The sequence below is a fragment of the Ktedonobacter sp. SOSP1-52 genome (genome assembly GCF_016587395.1).
In genome coordinates this window covers 2,355,689-2,376,095 of the sequence record NZ_BNJH01000002.1, presented here as the reverse complement: position 1 = coordinate 2,376,095, position 20,407 = coordinate 2,355,689, and the positions used below count along the sequence as shown (strand labels likewise).

The 20,407-nt window shown below is 55.2% G+C and carries 14 protein-coding genes, 4 tRNA genes, 2 rRNA genes and 1 other annotated feature; of the genes, 11 read left to right on the top strand and 9 right to left on the bottom strand.

Going from position 1 to position 20,407, the window contains the following annotated elements; translation table 11 throughout:
- Positions 1-47 precede the first annotated feature (47 nt).
- From pheT to JMJ16_RS25650, 3 genes are all read right to left on the bottom strand, one after another.
- Positions 48-2,585, bottom strand: a complete 2,538-nt coding sequence (gene pheT / locus JMJ16_RS25660; protein ID WP_201386082.1) for a phenylalanine--tRNA ligase subunit beta — start codon at positions 2,583-2,585, stop codon at positions 48-50.
- 126 nt (positions 2,586-2,711) lie between these two features.
- On the bottom strand, positions 2,712-3,758 hold the full coding sequence (pheS, locus tag JMJ16_RS25655; protein ID WP_201386080.1) for a phenylalanine--tRNA ligase subunit alpha: 1,047 nt from the start codon (positions 3,756-3,758) through the stop codon (positions 2,712-2,714).
- Between the two features lie 43 nt (positions 3,759-3,801).
- Positions 3,802-4,120: a binding site (T-box leader), on the bottom strand.
- 73 nt (positions 4,121-4,193) lie between these two features.
- Positions 4,194-5,231 carry an ATP-binding cassette domain-containing protein gene (locus tag JMJ16_RS25650; protein WP_201386078.1) on the bottom strand — a complete coding sequence of 346 codons (1,038 nt, stop codon included), beginning with the start codon at positions 5,229-5,231 and terminating at the stop codon, positions 4,194-4,196.
- A 287-nt stretch (positions 5,232-5,518) separates the two neighbouring features.
- Between JMJ16_RS25650 and JMJ16_RS25645 the strand changes: the two genes are divergently transcribed.
- The 4 genes from JMJ16_RS25645 (at position 5,519) to JMJ16_RS56120 (ending at position 8,099) form a co-directional block, all read left to right on the top strand.
- On the top strand, positions 5,519-6,397 hold the full coding sequence (locus tag JMJ16_RS25645; RefSeq protein WP_201386071.1) for an ABC transporter ATP-binding protein: 879 nt from the start codon (positions 5,519-5,521) through the stop codon (positions 6,395-6,397).
- 23 nt (positions 6,398-6,420) lie between these two features.
- Entirely contained in the window at positions 6,421-7,545 is a 1,125-nt protein-coding gene (locus JMJ16_RS25640; protein WP_201386070.1) for an ABC transporter permease, read from the top strand.
- 222 nt (positions 7,546-7,767) lie between these two features.
- Positions 7,768-7,841, top strand: a tRNA-Pro gene (locus tag JMJ16_RS25635).
- A 129-nt stretch (positions 7,842-7,970) separates the two neighbouring features.
- Complete coding sequence (locus JMJ16_RS56120) at positions 7,971-8,099, top strand: hypothetical protein (RefSeq protein ID WP_255552896.1); 129 nt, start codon at positions 7,971-7,973, stop codon at positions 8,097-8,099.
- A gap of 145 nt (positions 8,100-8,244) precedes the next feature.
- Here JMJ16_RS56120 and JMJ16_RS25630 read toward each other — a convergent pair whose 3' ends face one another.
- The 4 genes from JMJ16_RS25630 to JMJ16_RS25615 all read right to left on the bottom strand — a co-directional run bounded on the left by JMJ16_RS25630 (position 8,245) and on the right by JMJ16_RS25615 (position 11,699).
- Positions 8,245-9,309 (bottom strand): class I SAM-dependent methyltransferase, encoded by a 1,065-nt coding sequence (locus tag JMJ16_RS25630; RefSeq protein ID WP_201386068.1) that lies wholly within the window; start codon positions 9,307-9,309, stop codon positions 8,245-8,247.
- A gap of 83 nt (positions 9,310-9,392) precedes the next feature.
- Positions 9,393-10,271, bottom strand: a complete 879-nt coding sequence (locus tag JMJ16_RS25625; protein ID WP_201386066.1) for a UbiA family prenyltransferase — start codon at positions 10,269-10,271, stop codon at positions 9,393-9,395.
- A gap of 202 nt (positions 10,272-10,473) precedes the next feature.
- Positions 10,474-11,058: an anti-sigma factor gene (locus tag JMJ16_RS25620; protein ID WP_201386064.1), complete on the bottom strand. Its 585-nt coding sequence runs from the start codon at positions 11,056-11,058 to the stop codon at positions 10,474-10,476.
- A 2-nt stretch (positions 11,059-11,060) separates the two neighbouring features.
- The gene (locus JMJ16_RS25615; protein WP_201386063.1) at positions 11,061-11,699 is read right to left on the bottom strand and encodes an RNA polymerase sigma factor; all 639 of its coding nucleotides are present in this window, start codon (positions 11,697-11,699) and stop codon (positions 11,061-11,063) included.
- 150 nt (positions 11,700-11,849) lie between these two features.
- Here JMJ16_RS25615 and JMJ16_RS25610 point away from each other — a divergent pair, with 150 nt between their 5' ends.
- From JMJ16_RS25610 to JMJ16_RS25585, 6 genes are all read left to right on the top strand, one after another.
- Positions 11,850-12,296 (top strand): DUF6249 domain-containing protein, encoded by a 447-nt coding sequence (locus tag JMJ16_RS25610; RefSeq protein ID WP_201382515.1) that lies wholly within the window; start codon positions 11,850-11,852, stop codon positions 12,294-12,296.
- 288 nt (positions 12,297-12,584) lie between these two features.
- Positions 12,585-14,067: ribosomal RNA gene (locus JMJ16_RS25605) — 16S ribosomal RNA — on the top strand.
- 161 nt (positions 14,068-14,228) lie between these two features.
- A tRNA-Ile gene (locus tag JMJ16_RS25600) sits at positions 14,229-14,302 on the top strand.
- Positions 14,303-14,320: 18 nt separating this feature from the next.
- A tRNA-Ala gene (locus JMJ16_RS25595) sits at positions 14,321-14,393 on the top strand.
- A gap of 96 nt (positions 14,394-14,489) precedes the next feature.
- Positions 14,490-14,606 (top strand): 5S ribosomal RNA (gene rrf, locus JMJ16_RS25590).
- Positions 14,607-14,644: 38 nt separating this feature from the next.
- A tRNA-Ile gene (locus JMJ16_RS25585) sits at positions 14,645-14,718 on the top strand.
- Positions 14,719-14,841: 123 nt separating this feature from the next.
- Here JMJ16_RS25585 and JMJ16_RS25580 read toward each other — a convergent pair.
- Entirely contained in the window at positions 14,842-15,627 is a 786-nt protein-coding gene (locus tag JMJ16_RS25580; protein WP_007912172.1) for a type III pantothenate kinase, read from the bottom strand.
- 23 nt (positions 15,628-15,650) lie between these two features.
- Complete coding sequence (locus tag JMJ16_RS25575) at positions 15,651-16,364, bottom strand: hypothetical protein (protein ID WP_201386062.1); 714 nt, start codon at positions 16,362-16,364, stop codon at positions 15,651-15,653.
- 231 nt (positions 16,365-16,595) lie between these two features.
- Here JMJ16_RS25575 and JMJ16_RS25570 point away from each other — a divergent pair, with 231 nt between their 5' ends.
- A complete protein-coding gene (locus JMJ16_RS25570; RefSeq protein ID WP_201386061.1) occupies positions 16,596-20,294 on the top strand; it encodes a UvrD-helicase domain-containing protein in 3,699 nt (1,232 codons plus the stop codon).
- Positions 20,295-20,407: the final 113 nt, after the last annotated feature.

The window sequence follows — 20,407 nt, the reverse complement described above, 5'->3', positions numbered from 1 at the left end:
GCCGAAGGCAGCCAGAGCACATCACACTCGTAACCCGGAATTTTGATTTACTGGCGCAGGTCTGCTCCAAACTCCTCGTGGAGACCGCGAATGATGCGCTCCTGGGCCTCATTTGCCTCGGTATCTTTGAGCGTTCTCTCCTGAGATTGATAGACCAGGGTATAGGTGAGGTTCTTCTTGCCTGCTGGGATGGGGTCACCCGTATACAGGTCGAAGAGCGTCACGGCGCGCAAGAGTTCACCACCGAGGCGCTGAATGGCGTCTTGCATATGCTGCGCAGGTACCTGCTCATCAACGATGAGGGCCAGGTCGCGCGTCAGTTCCTGGTGGCGCGAGATGGGCGCGTAGGTAATACGCACTGGAACCGCGTTGTAGAGTTGCTCCAGGTCGATCTCGCACAGGTAGGCACGCTGTGGTAGATCATAGTGCTGCTGCACCAGCGGGTGCACCTCGCCAAGGACCCCCACCGGGCTGAAGACCTCTGTTCCATCCGCTGTCTGGCGTGGCAGCTCAAGTAGAGCACAGCGTCCAGGATGGAAGGTTGGATGCTGCGTTGGCGTGAAGCGATAGCGCCCAATCTTCAAGCCCGCGAGCAGCGTTTCAATGGTCCCCTTGAGATCATAGAAGTCTGCCGGGCGCGCCAGCTCTGGAATCCAGGTAATCTCCGCGGGTCCACTGAGCGCGATACCCACCGCACGGCGCTCGTCTGGTTGCTGCGAGGCTGAGGCACCAGGCAGGTAGCGCCGCCCGATCTCGAAGAAGCGCAGGCCTGCTTTATTACGTTTGCTATTCTCCTGAACTGTCTCCAGCAGGCTGCTCATCAGCGTCAGGCGCATGCACTCCATATCGCTGCTGAGCGAGTTGGCCAGCACGACCGCGGGAATTGAGTGTGGATCGAAGGTCGCCACAGCCTGCGTGCCATTGCTCTTTACGGGTGCCTGCTCACTTGCGCCATTCGTCGCGCGTGGTGCCTGGAGCAGGTAGCGTACTGACTCCTCGTCGGCGTTGGAGAGCAGTTTGACCATGCGTGCGCGGCTGGTGAGCGAATAGGTGATCGTCTCATTGAGATTGGCATTGACCAGGAGCGTGCGCAACTCCTGCTCGCGCGCGAACCAGGTATCCTCCAGGCGCTCGGGCAGGGGGCCAATTGGAATGGTGCTGGGAATCTTGTTATAGCCAATGAGGCGAATAACCTCTTCAACCAGGTCAGCGCTCTCCTCAATATCATTGCGGTGTGTGGGAACGCTCACGCGCATGCCATCGCCCTGTTCATCGAATTGCACGCCGAAGCCCAGCGCGCTTAAGGTCGTCTCAACCTCCGAATGCGTGACCTTCATCGAGGTCAGCCACTCGATATCGGCGAGTGAGAAGCGCAAGGTGCGCGGCTCGACCGGGGCTGGATACTGATCCGCGATGCCGGGATTGATGGTCGCGCTCGCCAGCTCCACGAGCAGTTGGCAGGCCCGATTCGCGCCCAGCGTGGTCAGGCTTGGATCGATGCCCTTCTCAAAGCGGCTAGAGGCATCGGTGCGCAGGCCAAGTTTAGTTGAGGTACGGCGCACGCTGGACCCCAGGAAATTGGCCGATTCTAGCAGTATCGTTTGCGTCGCGTCATTGACCTCACTCTTCGCTCCGCCCATAACGCCAGCGATGGCTGTGGGACCCTGGGGATCGGTGATGAGCAGCATCTCTGGTGTTAGCTTGCGCTCAACATCATCGAGGGTCTTAAGCTTCTCGCTTTCCTGGGCGCGGCGTACGATGATGTGATGCTCTGGAACCAGGTCATAGTCGAAGGCATGAAGCGGCTGCCCCAGCTCTAGCATGACATAGTTTGTAATATCAACCACGTTACTGATCGGGCGCATGCCAGCGGCGAGCAGGCGGCGTCCCATCCAGCTGGGAGAAGGACCCAGCTTGACGTTGCTGATGATACGTGCGCTATAGCGAGGGCAGAGCTTTTCGTCTTCCACCGTGATGCGTACCAGGTCCGAAGCGGGTGTGCCCTGCTCCGCGAAATGTGGCTGAGGCATCCGCAACGGCTGATTGGTCAGGGCCGCGACCTCGCGGGCGATACCGATAATCGACGAGAGGTCGCCGCGATGGGCCTTGATGGAGAACTCTAGCACGACCTCGCCCAGCAAGTCGGAGAGCTTCAGGCCCAGTGGAGTGTCCTCGTCGAGGATATAGATGCCGCTGTGATCGTTGCCCATTCCCAATTCGCGCGGAGAACAGAGCATGCCTTGAGAGACATAGCCCATTTTCTTCGTCTCGCGGATCTCCAGGTCGCCAACCTGTGCGCCCGCCAGCGCCAGGGGAACTTTATCGCCCAGTTTGATGTTGGGTGCGCCACAGATGACGTTCAGCTCCTGCGTGCCGGTGTTTACGCGCGTATAGTTCAGGTGGTCGGAGGTCTCCACTTTCTCCAGGTGGATAATCTGGGCGGTAATAATCTTATCGCCCCACTCCTTGCCAATATAATCAATTGTCTCGACCTCGAGTCCGGCCATGGTCAGTGTATGCGCCAGTTCCTCGGGAGACATGGTGATGTCAACGTAGTCCTTGAGCCAACTTAAAGGTACTCGCATGTAGATGGAACTCCTTGTCTGGTTTCGAATGCTGCTGGATCTTATTCCGAAACCCAACGTCACTTGCGTGACTGGCGCTTCCCCTATTCGGGGACAAACGCGCTCAGGGTTTTCGGATCAGAGGTGCTAGAACTGGCGCAAGAAGCGCAGGTCATTGCCGGAGAAGAGGCGAATATCATTGACGTTGTACTGGAGCATAGCGATACGCTCCACGCCCATGCCGAAGGCAAAGCCGCGATATTTCGCGGGATCATAGCCAACCTCACGCAGCACCTTTGGATGCACCATGCCGGAACCAAGGATCTCCAGCCAGCCGGTATATTTACAGACGCGGCAGCCCGTGCCATTGCAGGAGGCGCAGCTAATGTCGACCTCGGCGCTGGGCTCGGTGAAGGGGAAGTAGCTGCCACGGAAGCGCAGATGCCGCTCAGGGCCGAACATCTCATGCGCGAAGCGCTCAAGGACACCCTTCAGATCGGCCATGGTGCAGTGCTCATCGATCAGCAGACCCTCGATCTGATGGAACATGGCCTCGTGCGAGACATCAATATTCTCGTTGCGGTAGACCTTACCGGGTACGAGGACGCGCACGGGTGGCTGTTGCTGCTTCATTGTGCGAATCTGCATCGGCGAGGTCTGGGTACGCAGCAGAATCTCGCCGGGCGAGACCCAGAAGGTATCCTGCATATCGCGGGCCGGGTGATCCTCAGGGACGTTAAGTGCCTGGAAATTATAATAATCGGTCTCGATCTCCGGACCCTGTACGATCTGGAAGCCCATCTTCATGAAGATAGCGCTCACGTCCTGGATGGTACGCGAGAGGGGATGCATATGTCCAGCGGGCAGTGTGCGCCCGGGGAGTGTCACATCAATGCGCTCCTGCTCCAGCGTTTGCAGCATCTCGCGCTGTTTGAGCTCTTCGCGCTTGGCCTTTAATTCCTGCTCAAGGGTCGACTTGACGGCATTGATCTTCTGCCCAACCACGGGGCGCTCCTCTTTCGAGAGCTTGGGCATCACGGCAGAGAGATTTTTAAGTTCGCCGCGGTTGCGACCCAGGTAGCGAGTATCCCACTCATCAAGCTGGGCAGAGGTGGTAATGCTCGCCAGTTCTGCGATGGCCTGCTCACGTAACTGTTCCAGTTGTGTGAGTAAGTCCTCAAGTTGTCCAATCATAGCGGTAAAGTTCCTCCAAAAAAACAAAAAACCGACATTCGTCAACAGGGACGAAGTTGTCGGCAAAATTCTGCACGTTCGCGCTAGAATAGCAAGCTCCGCGGTACCACCCGTTTTGAATTATGGTCGCCAGGTACAACACCTGGAGGGTAATTGTGCGCTACCATAAATCCACTCGGTTTGTCCTGTAACGGGGACCGCCGGGGCTATCTACTTACGCCTGCCAGGTTATGAAGGCAGAGTTTCAACAGCCAGCTCTGGGGTGAACTTCGGTGCAGGTCTTCTGCGAAAGGGCTTCCAGTCGGTGACCCCTTCTCCCTGTGCATACTCGCTACACGTACTCTCCCCATCATCGCCTTTTTTACACTTTTCAACTCATGTAATAGTGTACCAGATTTAGGCTGGAAAGTCTAGACTTTTGCATCGTCTAATGACCTAATAGCCCAGCAGTGCCTGCAACTCCTTCTCACTCTGTTTACTAAGAGGAATCATCGTCTCTTGTGCGTCATTCAATAGGAGGGTATAGCTATTGCGCGTAAATTGGATGACGGCTTTGATATGTTGCAGGTTGACAAGATAGGCGCGATGAGCCTTGAAGAAGCCGCGCCCCAGGAGGCGTTGCTCCAACTCTTGCAGCGTCAGATTGGTTGTGGCCTCCTCGCTAGCCGTGCGCAGATAAATCTTGCCATCGCGGCTGGTGGCGTAGAGAATCTCGCCGGGATCAAAGAGGATAACACGGTCCTCCTTGCGTGCCGGGACCTTGTAGGGGACAAGACGCTCTGGAACAGCTGAGCCTTCCTCGGCAACCTCTGAGGATGCAGTGGGCGCGGGCGCCTCATTGCGGCGACAGTCAATAACGCGTCCGCCTCCTAACTCCACAATATGCGTGCAGAACTTGCCCGCCCAGGAGAGATCCTCGCACGTCAGCAGGATGGCTGCACCCTCCTGGGCTTTCTGCTTCAGCAGGCGCGCGAAAAGATTTTGGGCCTCCAGGTCGGTACGCAGCGTTGGATGGTCGAGGAGCAGAAAGCCCGGATTTCCCATAAGCAAACGCGCGAATGCCACGCGGCGCCGGGCTGAGGGCGTGAGTTTGGCGACGCTTTTGCGCGCCTGGTCGCTCAGTTCAACTTGGGCCAGCACGTGCTCAATGCTCTCTTTGGGGAGATGGTGCAGGTTGCGGTACAGGTTCAAATTATCGTAGACCGAGAGACGCTCATAGAGCAGATCCTCCTCAAAGAAGACGGCGATATGCTGGCGTATCTGGGAATTGCGGTAGATATCTACTCCCTCCAGTTCCACGCGGCCCCCGCTGGGGGGAAGCACGCCAGCCAGTGTGCGTAAGAGCAGCGTTTTACCACTGCCAACGGGACCCGCAACAGCATAGATATCTCCCCCTTCAATTTGAAGATCTTCGATATCGAGCGCATGATGGTTATCTAACATCTTGTGCAGACGGTGTACACGTATGAGCATCGTCTCTTCCCTCGCCAGGTGCTTGCTATGAGGTCTCTAACGGTTGGAGCGGAATAGCGCCGCAGCTATTGTAGCACAGCCGTTTGCTTCACCCAACCGTTTCTCTGCTCCACTCAGCGTTTTTGTCGCTCATTCAGGGGCAGAATTGCTCCTGTTAGCGGCAAATATACTCCACTGGACCAGAATTTATAGCACGAGTATTTTTGCCATGTTACAGTTTGGACAGATCAAGTTCGCGAGGCGAACACGAGAACATGCAAGCCTTGAAGAGTGAGAGATAGAAGATTATGGATACAAGGGATATCATGATAGAGGCGTGTGAGCTGAGCCGTATATTTGGCAAGAAGCTCGCCGTGGATGGTGTGAGCTTAAGTGCGCGCCGGGGCGAGATCTTTGGTCTATTAGGGCCTAATGGCGCAGGCAAAACCACGACCATACGTATATTGACGGGTCAGATTGAGCCGAGCGGTGGCGAGGCACGTGTGGCAGGCTATGATGTTGTGCGCCAGCGTCGCGAACTGAAGCAGGTTATAGGTGTCGTCTTTGAGGAGCAGAATCTCTACGAACGCCTTTCGGCACGCCTGAATCTGGAGGTCTCCTGCTGGCTGTATGGCCTTCCCAAAACGCGTGTCGACGAGGTCCTGGACCTGGTCAGGCTACGCGACCGGGCCAAAGACCCCGTACGTACCTTTTCTAACGGTATGAAGCAGCGGGTGATGATCGCGCGGGCCTTGCTGCATCGTCCACGCGTCCTCTTTCTGGACGAGCCAAGTCGTGGACTGGACCCCATCGCGGCACGCGAGGTACGCCAGGCGGTGCGCGAACTCTGCCAGGAGGGGATGACAATCCTCCTGACGACACACCTGATGGAGGAGGCCGACCAGCTCTGTCACCGCGTGGCTTTTATCAATAACGGGCATATCGTGGCCAATGATACACCTCGTAACCTGAAACTGGCGCACGGTGAACCCACGCTAACGGTCACCCTGTCTCAAACAGGCCAGGATGAACAATCGCTTCAAGAGCAGGAGCTATCGCTTACTAATCCAGCCGATCAGGCACAACTGGAGACATGGATGCGCGAGGGACTCGTGCGCGCCATCCACTCCAATGAAGCCTCGCTGGAAGATGTTTTTATCCAGATCGCTGGCGTACGCCCGGCCTAAGACTCAAGCAAGTGGTGATAAATATGAATCTGCGTTCAACACTGGCTATCGCGCGCAAAGACGCGCTTGACATAATCCTCAATAAAACAACACTTTTTGCCTTGCTCACGCCGCTCTTTATCGCGTTGCTCTATGCCCTGTTTCTAGTGGTGTTTGGCCAGCATAATACAGAGATCCTGGTTTATAACCCCGGTAACTCGCAGGTGGAGCGAGCCGTCAGTAGCTACTTCGATAAAGCCAAAGTCACACATGTCAACTCCTCGCAGGAGGTGACAGCGGCCTTTGGTCCAGATGGAAGTCACAAAGACTCACCGTATGCCGCCGGCCTCATCATTCCCAACAACTTTGAGCAGCAGATTGCGCAAGGTCAGAAGCCGGAAGTGACTCTCTACATGAATAACGACCAGGGAGCGGGAAGCCAGGAGCGAGGCGCGCTCGCCAGCATCATTACCGCCTATGTGACTACGCTTAAAGATCCCCATCCACTCGACCTGAAAATGGCCATGATCAATCCACCTAAATCAGAGATCGCCGTGGAGGATATATTACAATCCATGTTCGGCGCGCTTGGCTTGCTCATGTCGTTTATCACAGGCATCTCTGTTGTTTCTTCCCTGCTGGTGGAAGAAAAGGAGAAGAAGACACTGCGTATGCTCATGGTCTCACCAGCCACCTTTACGGATGTCATTATGGCGAAGCTCCTGGTGGGCCTGGGGTACCAGCTCCTGCTCTCCATCGTCGTTGCCTTGACGCTGCAAACGCTGACTGGCAATGTTCCCCTCCTGCTGGTTTTTATTCTCCTGGGCTCATGCCTGGCGCTCGCTTTCGGGCTCCTCGCGGGCTGCATCTTCCAGACCAATAATGCCGTGGGTGTCTTTAACGGTGTCGGCTCAATGTTCTTTTTTGTTCCCGGCTTCTTCGCGGGAGGGGTTATGGGCAGCCTGTTACAGGATACGCCCGCGACCCAGGTCATGAAATTTGTCCCCACATACTACCTGAGCGACGGCATCTTTAAAGCCCTGAACAATCAAGGCTGGAACGCCTCCATCCTTCTGGATGCTGGCATACTCCTGGGGAGTATTGCCGTCCTCTTCGCCCTCGCAGCCTGGCTCCTCCGCAGGCAGGCCAGCGTCGTCGCCCTAATCTAAGTAAGAGATTCTAGAGGGCCTACAAACCCGTCTCAGGTAATGTAGCTGATGACAGGCTGCCGGCGTTGCCGGCAGCCTGTCATCAGCTACATTACCCCTTTTGAGCGCCGCAGGCGCGAAAAGGCCATCCAGGAATCAACTTTGACGCTACCAGGAAAAAAACGCCAAAAGGGGTTGACGAACTACAAATCCTTCTGCTATAATTATGACGTTCCAAGAAAACGGGGTGTAGCGCAGCCCGGTAGCGCACTTCAATGGGGTTGAAGTGGTCGGAGGTTCAAATCCTCTCACCCCGACTAAGGTAAAGAAGAGGAGTCCTTTTGATAAAGGGCTCCTCTTCTTTTGTTATGTTAGCCTCTAAAAAGCTCTAGTTAAATGGTTGAGGGCACATATTCAACCACATCATGACTAAGGAGGCGGGTATCATGACGGAGAAGGACGTAAAAAGCAAAAAGAACAGCCGAAAACCGAAACCTGCAATGCCAGTCAAAAAAGCCATTGAGATTTCTATGAAGCAGTTTGCCAAAGAACTTGAATACCTCAAAGATCGTTAATACTAAGGTAAAGACGAGGAGCCAGCTAACAAGCTGGCTCCTCGTCTTTTGTTATTTAATACATCTCTTTGTCTCTTAAATCTGAAATACCTTGTAAATGTAACAACAGTGTAGCAACGCGCTATTTTGTCTTTCTTCTCAAGGTTTACTGCTTCACTGCTGTAATCAGGGAGGCGCCCGGGGTGAGCAGGCGGTAGCTGCGTACCTGGTGCATGCCAGCCTCCTCTAGCCAGGCTTTGACGGTCGCGAAGGGGTAGCAGGTGCCGCCGCAGGTGGTCATGGTCAGAGCCATGAATTGCACCATGAGCGAGGCCAGGCGGGAGCCATGGGTCTGGTCGGTGACCTGGTCGACGAAGACGAGCATCCCTCCAGGACGCAGGGTCTGAACTACCTTGCGCAAAATAGCCTGGTTGAGGTCGGGTTGGAGCAGGTGCGCGATATGGAAGTAGAGCGCGACATCAAAGGGCTCGGCAAAGAGCGTTGAGAAGTCATCCTTGACGATATCCCCACAGACAAAGTGCATGCGCTCCTCCAGGTGCATGTGCTTGGCGGTACGCTCACCCGCCTCCAGTCCTGGCTTGATATCGAGGATGGTAGCCTGAAGGTCAGGATATTTTCGGCAGAAGAGCGCGCTATAGGCGGCGTGGGAGCCTCCCACATCCAGGAGTCGTGTCGAGTCCTGGGGAAGTCGTATATGGCGGATGATCTCGCTGCCAAGGGCCGTGGCAAGCGAGGCCAGTCCTGCGTAGTGGCGCGCTAGCATGGCCTTCATCTCGGGCGAACTGGCGTCTTCCTCGTAGGGCATACGCATGGCCTGACTATTGGTGTGGATGACTTCATCGATATGTTCCCAGATATTGACGATATCGGGGCTGTGCACCACGTAGGGGGCGATACTGACGGGCGAGTCACTGGTGAGCCAGCGCTGGCTCATCCGGCTATTAGCATAGAGACCTCGGCGCTCACGCAGGTAGCCCGCCGAGACCAGGAGGTTGAGGAGCAGCTTGATTCCCTGGGGGTGGCAGTGCAGACTCTCGGCCAACTCTTCGGCACTCTGCCGTCTCTGGCTCAGGCTATCAAAGAGACCCAGCTCGCAGGCAGTTACCAGCATCTTGGCGATTCCAGGCGCGAGCGGCGTATCAAAAAGCGGCGTGGGCAGAATGTTAAAGCGCGAGAGCAGCGCTTCCAGTGGGGTTAAACGCAACGGCATAAGATAATATCTCCTCACCTGATAGAAGCTTTTAAGCTGAGCATTCAGCCTTGAGTCGCATGCAAGTTTTTTTGAGTTCTATTTTAAGCCAGCAGGGCCGCTACGATCCACCCTCCGCCGAGAAGCAGGCAGGTAAGTACGACCAGGTAGAAATAGCCCTTACGTGTTACACGTGGTTTGCCTGGTCCTGAATACAGGCTGAGTGCGAGAATGAGTAGACCTCCCACCAGCAGGATTGAGAGTAGTAAACCAGGAAGGGCGGGTACCAGGCCTGTATACCAGAGGAGGGCCATTAAACATCCTCCCAGCGCCAGTAGCAGCGGGCAGGTCCAGAACGTCCCGCGTAGCCCCAGGAAGACCGCCAGAGTACGCGCGTGACCGGCGGCATCCTCTTCCAGGTCCGGCAGTGAGTTTGCGAGGTTGAGGACGACGCCCAGCAGGGCTGCGATGGGAACTAGCCAGTAGAGTAGCGGTAGAAAGTGGCCCATCGCTACAAAGGCGTAGATGGGAATGAGAGGAATGGCCAGCGCGAAGACGATGCCACTGAAAGGTGTAGACTTTAAGCCCAGGTTATAAGCCTGCCCAAACGCCAGGTAGAGAAGCGAGATCAGGAGCGCTGGCATGTTGATTGGTAGCAGGAGCAGGAGCATCAGCAGCATGAGTCCTATACCAAAGGTCAGGGCCTCTCCAGGACGTACAAGACCCTGCACCAGGGGCTTGTTTTTCTTGCCCGCGGCATCCAGGTGGCGATCACAATAGTCATTGAGGACAGCGATTGAGCACTGCATAGCCGTATGGGCCGCGATCGCTAAGAGAATGAGTAGCCAGTTAAAGTGAGGCCACGCGGCCAGCAGAAGAAAAATGGTCACGGCAATGGCATGAAAGAGAACCGGCAGGGGATGACAGAGCTGTACAAGGCCCCGTGTGATGGCCAGGGGGCGGCGCTTTTTTACGATCTCCATGAAAATATCGACATCCTTTCATGCAAGTAGGGTGTATCGCTGGCATCGAAGCGTAGGCAGCACATGTTATCTATGGGTTATTAGGAAGAACGCCAGGGAAAACCGATATTGGTTGATAGGATGGTATGTGGATAAGCAAGATCGCTTCATGGCGTGTAGAAGGCGAGATCTCTGGGAGCAGAGCGCCAGGCTCCCAGAGGCGTTACCAGACGGGCAAGCGATCTTGGACAGCCTTAAACCAGATGGTGCGTACCTCATTCCCGGCGGCCATAAGTGTAATCCAGACTCCAAGAGCGGTACCGGCAATCCAAAAGATCAGCATCAATGTACTGCTGTTAATGCTTAATAACTGGTTCCAGGCGTTGACGAAGGCGTAGGAAAGTGCGTCATGCCCATTAGCAAGGGGAAGCAGGGCGCGTAGCGATGGTTGCCCCAGGAAAAAGCCAAGCGTGGCGACAGTAGCCAGGAACAGGACGGTGAGAAGCTCGGAGAGCGATATGCGCAAGGGGAAAAAGTTTGATTCAGAGCGCCGAAGCTCTTCCTGGCGTGCCTGTTCAACCTGTTGAACTGAACGCGCGACCCGGAACATAATATTCTGCGTCAGATTGGCGGGTTCAATGACCTGTTGCATTGAGTAGAATGACTGCTCGACCAGCTCGAGATAGCGTAAGTGTTCGCGGCACGCGGAACAAGACGAGAGGTGTGTTTCGAGCGGGCGCAACTTTGCCAATGGCAGGCGTTTATCAACGTACAGCTGGATATAAAATGCAGCTTTGGCACAGTGCATATTCAACCTCTCGTTCTCCAATCTTGTTCAAAGGCCTGTATACGTTCTTTCAACAGGCTGCGGGCGCGAAAGAGATGTGTTTTGATGGTGCCGATAGGCATGCGCAAAATGTCAGCCATCTCTTCGTAGGTCATATCCTGCAGATGACGTAGCACAAGTACGACCCGGTACTTGGCGGGTAGGGTTGCGAGATGCTCCTGCACGAGACTCTGGCGCGCGGCAGCCTCCAGTTGGGAACCGGTGGCATCTTCCTCACCAGCATGGTCGAGCAGATGCTCCTCCTCCATGGCTACCTGGAGCGCCTTGTCTCGCTTGCGCAGCTCAAGCTGCTTTAAGCAACAATTGTACGCGATACGGTAGAGCCAAGTGGAAAACCGCGCCTCGCCACGAAAGGAAGGGAGACCCTGCCAGGCGGCGAGAAAGGTTTCCTGCGTAATCTCATTTGCCTCTTCGTATTGTTGCAGCATACGATAGACGAGATTAAAGACCCGGCGTTGGTGGCGTTGTACCAGAATGGCGAAGGCATCCTGATCCCCTGCCTGGCTGGCTGTGACCAGGGCAGCATCATCCTGCTCAACCTGTTCTGGATAGGAAGAGGCCAGGTTTGGCAGGGGTATCCCTATGCTTTGTGGCGGTTGCAAGAAAATTTCACCCATAACAAAATTATTAGAGAACGAAGGCATCTAGAAAGTTTCAGCAAAATAGACGAAAATAGCAAACGAAACATCTAGCCTTCTTACGGTATCATATCATAACGAGCAGCTAACATAGGCTCAACTAAGGAGAAAGGCATGTCGGCAAACGTGATTTTAGTACTAGGTGGCTGGTTGATAGCCCTGGCCATTTTCTTCGCCTTCATTGTGCTCATCCGCTATTTGCAGCACAAGGAGCGGATGGCCATGATCTCGCACGGCTTGACCCCTGATAATATGTCGAATAGGCGTCGTAGCCGAGGCATTTTGCGCGCGGGACTCATCACGGCTATGATCGGGGTAACCTTGACCGCGGGTCTCTACCCAATCGGCTTCTTTCTGCCCCAGTTTTATAGCGCGCCTCTGCATCTGGGGCCCTGGCTTCTCCCGGGGTTGATTCCCTTCGGTGTGGGTCTGGCACTGGTAAGTAGTTACTATCTTGAGCCCGCAAGCGTGAGTACAGGTGAGGAGCGTTCTGAGCAAGAGAAGAACAAGGTCATCCAGCTTAATGCCAAGCTTGAACGCGAGTCAGGGGAGAAACGCTAGTCGTTTTCTGAACCGGGCGAAGCTCAGAAAGAAGCAATTTTTCAACAATTTTCCAAATCTATAAAAATACGAGAAAAAACTCTTGACAAGAGTGCGGAGCAGTGATATTATTCCACTTGCGCCGGACGGGACACCGAAAAGCGCACCGGATGCGAAAGCATCGAGCGTACTTTGAACAACTGAAGAGTGGTAAGGAAAACAAACAAGTACAAGTAACCTGTCAATGAGGATAAGCAAGTCATCCAAATAAGAACAGAAAATCTCCAGTGTGAGATTTTTATAAAAATTTGAATGGCGAGTTTGATCCTGGCTCAGGATAAACGCTGGCGGCGTGCCTAACACATGCAAGTCGAACGCTCTCTCGCAAGAGAGGGAGTGGCGGACGGGTGAGTAACACATGGGTACCTGCCCCGAGGTGAGGAATACCGGCGAGAAATCGCCGACAATACCGCATATGCTTCTCGCAAGAGAAACAAAGCTCGCAAGGGCGCCTTGGGATGGGCCTGTGGCCGATTAGCTTGTTGGTGAGGTAAGAGCTCACCAAGGCCACGATCGGTAGCTGGTCTGAGAGGATGGTCAGCCACACTGGGATTGAGAACGGCCCAGACTCCTACGGGGGGCAGCAGTGAGGAATTTTCGTCAATGGGGGCAACCCTGAACGAGCAACGCCGCGTGCAGGAGGACGCTTTTCGGAGTGTAAACTGCTTTTCTTGGGGACGAGAACGGACGGTACCCAAGGAACAAGCCCCGGCTAACTACGTGCCAGCAGCCGCGGTAATACGTAGGGGGCGAGCGTTGTCCGGAGTTACTGGGCGTAAAGCGCACGCAGGCGGTTTCGTACGTCTGGAGTGACAGTTCCCGGCTCAACTGGGAAAGGTCTTTGGAAACGGCGAGACTTGAGGGCTTCAGAGGGACACGGAATTCCGGGTGGAGTGGTGAAATGCGTAGAGATCCGGAGGAACACCAATGGCGAAGGCAGTGTCCTGGGAAGCATCTGACGCTCAGGTGCGAAAGCTAGGGGAGCGAACAGGATTAGATACCCTGGTAGTCCTAGCCGTAAACGATGACCACTAGGTGTGGGAGGTATCGACCCCTTCCGTGCCGTCGCAAACGCAATAAGTGGTCCGCCTGGGGAGTACGGTCGCAAGATTAAAACTCAAAGGAATTGACGGGGACCCGCACAAGCAGCGGAGCGTGTGGTTTAATTCGATGCAACGCGAAGAACCTTACCAAGTCTTGACATGCAGATGCACCAGCGGTAATGCGCTGTTCCTTCGGGACATTTGCACAGGTGCTGCATGGCTGTCGTCAGCTCGTGTCGTGAGATGTTGGGTTAAGTCCCGCAACGAGCGCAACCCCTACTGCCTATTACAACTTCTAGGCGGAACTGCCCGTAAGGGAGGAAGGCGGGGATGACGTCAAGTCAGCACGGCCCTTACGACTTGGGCGACACACACGCTACAATGGCCAGTAACAAAGGGATGCCAACCCGCGAGGGGGAGCCAAGCTCAAAAACCTGGTCTCAGTTCAGATTGCAGGCTGAAACTCGCCTGCATGAAGGTGGAGTTGCTAGTAACCGTAGGTCAGCACACTACGGTGAATACGTTCCCGGGTCTTGTACACACCGCCCGTCACACCACGAAAGTCGGCAACACCTGAAGCCGCCAGGCTAACTCCTTGTGAGAGGCAGGCGTCGAGGGTGGGGTCGGTGATTGGGGTGAAGTCGTAACAAGGTAGCTGTACCGGAAGGTGCGGCTGGATCACCTCCTTTCTAGGGAGCTGTGATTGCCCACTGTGGCAATCCATTCCCAGGTCGATCCCCCTGATTTATCAGGAGGAACCTGACGACTACTTATCTTCACCAGGCTACTGACTTGCTTGGCAAGCCTTACCACTCTTGAGTTGTTTGAACAACTTGATGCTTTTGTCCACGGGCTTTTAGCTCAGGTGGTTAGAGCGCAGTCCTGATAAGACTGAGGTCCCTGGTTCGAGTCCAGGAAGGCCCACTTCGCACCGAGATGTATGGGGATGTAGCTTAGCTGGTAGAGCGCTGCCTTTGCACGGCAGAGGTCAGGGGTTCGAGTCCCCTCATCTCCACTTAGATCTTATGCGGAAACCAACGCTGCTCTCGCAGCTAGCGCTTCGCGCTCAGGTTTCCTAATAGGAAGTAAATCCATTTGTACATGCAGGTGGAGTGGTGGTCATAGCGAAAGGGAAACACCCGTTCCCATCCCGAACACGGTAGTTAAGCCTTTCAGCCCTGACGATACTACGGGGGCAGCCCCGTGGGAAAATAGGACATCGCCTCTCCACCCGCCTGTATGGGTGGGTTTCATGGTTGCGATTACGGGCTTTTAGCTCAGGTGGTTAGAGCGCAGTCCTGATAAGACTGAGGTCCCTGGTTCGAGTCCAGGAAGGCCCATTTCCCTTTTAAGGTCCTGGTTTCATACCAGGGCTTTTTTGTTATTTCATGGTATGAATAGAACATGATGAGCGGGCGGGCGGGCAGAGCCAGCCCGCCCGCTCATCATGTTCTATTCATACACTAACTGCGTCGCAGGCGATTATAGGCCAGGCGCAGACCCTCCAGGGGTAAATATTGATTGATGTATTGAATCTCAGGAATAAGAGGCGCCATGAGTTGAGCCAGCCCACCATGTGCGATTACCCTGACCTCTCCCTGGTCGGTGACGCCAGGAATCTCCGCGCAGAGGCGCTTGATTAGTCCCTGCACCAATCCTACATGCCCGTAAATAATGCCCGATTGCATGTTCTCAATGGTGTTCTTGCCCAGGGCGCGTTGAGGTGGCGTCAGGTCGACGCGGAAGAGGCGCGAGGCCGCACTACTGAGCGCTTCTGCTGAGATCATCAAACCAGGGGCAATAGATCCTCCCAGGAAGTTGCCCTCCTGCGAGATGACATCAAAGGTGGTCGCGGTGCTAAAGGCAATAACCAGGGCGGGACCGCCATACAACTGATGCGCGGCGAGGGTTGTCATGATACGATCCGAACCAATCTCCCAGGGATTGTCGATATGGAAGGCAATGCCCAGGTCTAACTGGTGCGAGATGACGAAGGCTTCCTTATGGCAGTAGCGTAGCGCCAGCTCTTGAAAGACAGGTGTCAAGGGAGGGACTACGCTTGAGAAAATAAGATCGTGAATATCACTGAAGCGGTGCCCGGCATGTTGCAGCAGGTCGTTCAACACCATGGCATATTCGTCGGTAGTACGCTGGCGCGACGTTGAAACAACCCAGTGATGCTTCATCGTATCATTAAGATACAGGCCAAATTTGATATTGGTATTGCTGATATCAATTGCTAGTAACATGGAGAATCCGCTTTCTACCCGTGTTATTCGCCCTGGGAAATCGAGGAGGCCTGGTGCTGAGCTACGTTGGTATGTCTGCGCCCAGCGTACTCTTTCAGTATCTCACCAATCTCCTCCGGGTTACCATACGCCTCATCGCGTACGACGATGACCTGCTTGTCATTCTCTGTGTTGAGGAAGGCAAGCGATACTGGCGTGCGCGTGCGCTTGTTCTGCCACTGGCGACCACTCCTGGTGGCGCCGCGTCCCACGAAGAAGCCAGCGATATTTTCACCCATTGTGGGCAGCGTGCGCACCGTTACCTGCTCATCCTCGCTAATCGTACGACTGGCACTGCGCACGCCACGCGCGGTGATATGCTCAACGTTTTCCATCGGGACCTGGACGACTTTGTTACCCTCTTGCTTGACAAAATTTTCCGGGGTGAAGACAAAGATATGTTTGTCAGATGTAAGAAGACGCTTGATGTCGACCACCAGTGTCCAGAGGCTGCCCAGCCCGATAAAGAGGAACATTCCGAGCATAAGCAGAGTAAAGATAATCAGGATCGGACCACGCTGAAAGTTATCGGGAATGACGATAGGTAGCACGAGCGCGAATAGCCCCAGCCCTATAATAGTGCCAAAGGCCCAACCCGCAATACCCCACTGGAGCTTTTTACGAAGAATTGGAAAAACTGTCCAGTTGCTTGGATAGGCACCGGACCTGGCCTGCGCAAGAATTTCTTCTGCTTGCATGGCGTACTCCTTTAGTTTCGCTGTAAGGCTAGTTCTTATATTCGACACATTATATCAGAACGTATGATGTCATGCACAAGAAGATTAGCACCTGGGGTGGGCAGAGAGGCACTGGCATTCGCCCAGTGCTTCTCTGCCCACCCCAGACACTAATAATAGTAAATATGGTAAAATGAGAAGTGCGAATAAGCTACCCGTGGATGTTTGCGGTTGAAGGCGAGATGGAGAGCAATGGATCGCGAGATAGAGAGCTATTGGTTTATCTTTGCCGAAAGGGCGGCGCAACTGGCGCTTCACTCCTTTCGGAGAGAATATCCCTCCTGGACAGAGGACGAGACCCCTCTAGACGAGCTTGTACACTGGCTTGAGCTGAATGTAGAGACATTTAACCCCGTAGATTACCCGGATGGCACCTTTGGTTTTATGGACCCCGACGAGGAGGAAAACCTGATCTGGTTGTGCCGGGATATGCATGAGACGCTGCGTCGCTTTACATTGGCTCATGAACTGGGGCATGCCATCCTGCATTGCCAGGGGACTACGCGTATTCAGCAACTGGTCCAGGAGGTCGAGCAAGCACTACAAGAGAGCCAGGCGCCAGAGACCGAGCGCTATCAACAGACCCTGCTGTCTATTCCTACACCCGCTTTATCACTGCCAACACGTGCCGATCCCTGTCAGGAGCAGGACATGAACCTGCACTTGCTGGATCAGGATCATCTTCAGGAGACGCTGGGTCTCGGACTCACCTATGATCCCCGTAGCCAGCGGGAGTTGGCTGCGAATCTCTTTGCCGCCGAATTGCTGATGCCACGCGAGCGCGTACGCAGACTCTACCTGGAGGAACAGGTCGCGCCAGCCTCTCTGGCGGCCCGCTTCGGCGTCTCACAGGCCGCGATGCTCAATCGCCTGGCCGGCTTTCTGCAAGACGCCCTACTCAGTAAGCCGCTCCCACCCCAGGCCCCAAAGCCAGCGGCGCAGCCTGTCAGCACCACTAAGAAGCGCTATGATACCTACCAGCAAGCGGCCATTGAGGCACCGACGCCAGCCCTGATTGTCGCGGGGCCTGGAAGCGGAAAGACCAGTACGTTAATTGGGCGCATCGAATATATGGTGCATACGCTCCAGGTACCGCCAGCGCAGATTCTGGCTCTGACCTTCTCGCGCAAGGCCGCCCAGGAGATGGAGGAACGTTTAGCTCAGGTCTTGACCCGGCAGTTACCGAAAGTCAGCACCTTCCATGCCTTCTGTGCCGATCTCTTGCGTCGCTACGGCGAGTTAGTTGGTCTGCGCCCGGGCTTTACTCTGTTGGATGAGGCCGAGGGCTACTTCCTCTTGCGCCAGTTGTCGCACTCCATGCGCTTAAAACACTATGTCAAATTGAGTGCACCTACCTTTTATTTTCCCGATATGCTCAAAGCCATTTCCAGGGCGAAAGATGAACTGATAACGCCCGAGGAGTATACGCGCCTGGCGCAAACTATGTTTGAGCTGGCGCAGGGACAGGATGATACTGAGGTCCTTGAGCGCGCAGAGAAGGCCCTGGAGATTGCTCAGGTCTATACGCTTTACGAGCAGGCCCTGGGGCGGCGTGGCGACTGCGATTTTGGTGGCCTCTTGCTGCTGACGGTACGCCTGCTTCGTGAGCATCCAGAGGTGCTGGCGGAACAGCAGCAGGTGTATCAGTATGTCCTGGTTGATGAGTTTCAGGATATGAATAGAGCCAGTGGCGTCCTCTTACGTGTGCTGGCAGGCGAGGCCGGTCGCGTCTGGGTTGTGGGAGACGCGAATCAGGCCATCTATGGCTTTCGAGGCGCCTCACCCGCGAATATCAGCCAGTTTGCCCAGGACTTTCCCGGTGCGGTGATCCTACCACTCAGCCGTAACTATCGCTCGCGCCCGGATCTCGTCTCTCTGGCGGAGGCTTTTCGTTGTACCTACCTGGATAAGGGCCAGGAGCCAGGCAAAAATCAGCCGGTGCGTGTGGCAGAGACCGGACCATATATTACACTCGCCCAGGCGAGCAATGAGGCCAGCGAGGTCGCGGGCATCATCGCGGATATTCAGCATAAACGCCGCCAGGGGTATAACTATAAAGATATGATGGTGCTCTGCCGGACGCGAAGCCAGGCCCAGAAGATCACGCGTGCCCTACTGGAGGCGGACTTGCCCACTCACGAACGCGCTGGCACGTTGGAACAGGAGCACGTAAAGGACGCGCTGGGGATACTGCTGTTGTTGAGCAATGAGAGCGGCATGGGGCTGTTGCGCGTGGCGCACCTGCCCGATTATCGCTTCAGTCAGGAGGATATAGAGGTCTTCTTGCTATCCGCCCGCGAGCGCCAGGTCAGTCCACGCGGCCTGCTGCTTAACGAAGAGTTTCCCCTTGACATCAGCGCAGAGGGAAGATCGGCCATGCAGCGCCTGGTCAGCAGTATGCGTGCCTTGCAGCAGTGTAATGATACCTGGACCTGTATGAGCCAGTATCTCCTCCAGGAGACCAGCCTGGTGCGTGATCTCCTGCGCTACCCGGAAGACGAGGTCGCGAAAGGCCTGCTGCTGGATTATGATCGCTTGCTCCAACTAGCGAGGCATTATGACCAGCAGTTGGAGGCGCGGCGCCGGGTCCTGGCCCAGGAGGATGTATCCCTGGAAGAGCTCTCTATGGAGGCGCGCCTGAAGGGCTTTTTGGAGTACCTTAGTATGCTAGTCGTGTTGCGCCAGGATGGGGCCACGCGTGAAAGTGGTGAGGGCGAGGGCGAAGAAGAGACGAATATCATCCAGGTCATGACGGTCCACGCCAGCAAGGGACTGGAGTTTCCTGTGGTGTATATGCCGGGCCTGGTGCAGAATAGATTTCCCCTGACCTATCGCTCAAGCGCTGTCAATGCGCCTGATGGAATGCTGCTAGCAGAAAACACCGGGCGCGTCGCTCATGATAGTGGTGAAGCCTGCCTCTTTTATGTTGGTGCAACACGCGCGCGCGATCACCTGGTGCTGAGCTATAGCGAGCGTTATGGCAAGAAGTCGTATAAGCGCTCCCTCTTCCTTGATCCCCTGGAGGCCGCGATGCCCCAGGAACGTTTGACGCAACTGGCCTGGGAGGCCCATGGCGAGATTGAGGAGCGTGTAGAGGAATCCCTCAAGCCGATCTCGATACAGCCTGGCGAGCGCTTTCTGGACCGGATGCGTCCCACTGACCTCAGCTCGTCTTTGGTAGAGATGTATCGCCGCTGTCCTCGTCAATATGCCTACAGTACGGTCTATCATTTCGATGGTGATGCCGATGCCTACCGCCTCTTCCGCCAGGCAACCCAGCAAACGGTTGAAGTGCTGCATAAACAACTGGCGAGTATGGCTGATAGCCAGGGGATCTTGCCCACGTTTGAGGAATTGGAAGCGCTTTACAAGCGACACTGGCGCGAACTGGGAGGGGAAGATATGCCCTTCGCGCCTATGTATGAAGCACATGGTATTGAGGTCGTAGAGGGAATACGCCAGAAGCTGGTAACGCAGAGCGAGACCCAATGGTCCATGCGCGAGAGCCTGCATGTGGACCTCGCTGGTCACTCCGTACGCGTGACCGTGGATCGTATTGAGAGCTCTTCGCAGCCACAGGAGGAGGGGCCATTGCGCTTTGTGCGCACGCGCTATGGCAAGAGCAAGGAGAAGCCGAAGGCAGACACACGTGAATTCTTCTATACACTGGCATCGCGCCAGCACCATCCTGGGCGCCCGGTCGAACTCCATAGCCATAATATGAGCACTGGCGAGACCATACCTATGAAGTTGACCGAGAAGAAGGAGCAGAGCCTCTACGGCGAACTGGAGCAATGTATCGAGGGCATTGAACGCGACGAGTATCCCGCGCGCCCCGCGGAACCCTCCCGCTGTCCCACCTGCCCATTCTTCTTCATCTGCCCAGCATAGAGACACTTGGTAACAGGTGGTAGGGAGTGTGTGGTGTCACGCAAATATACTACGCATGGTGTTACTTATAGCGATGCGCCAGTCACGAATAATGGGGTAGAATGTAGAGAAAC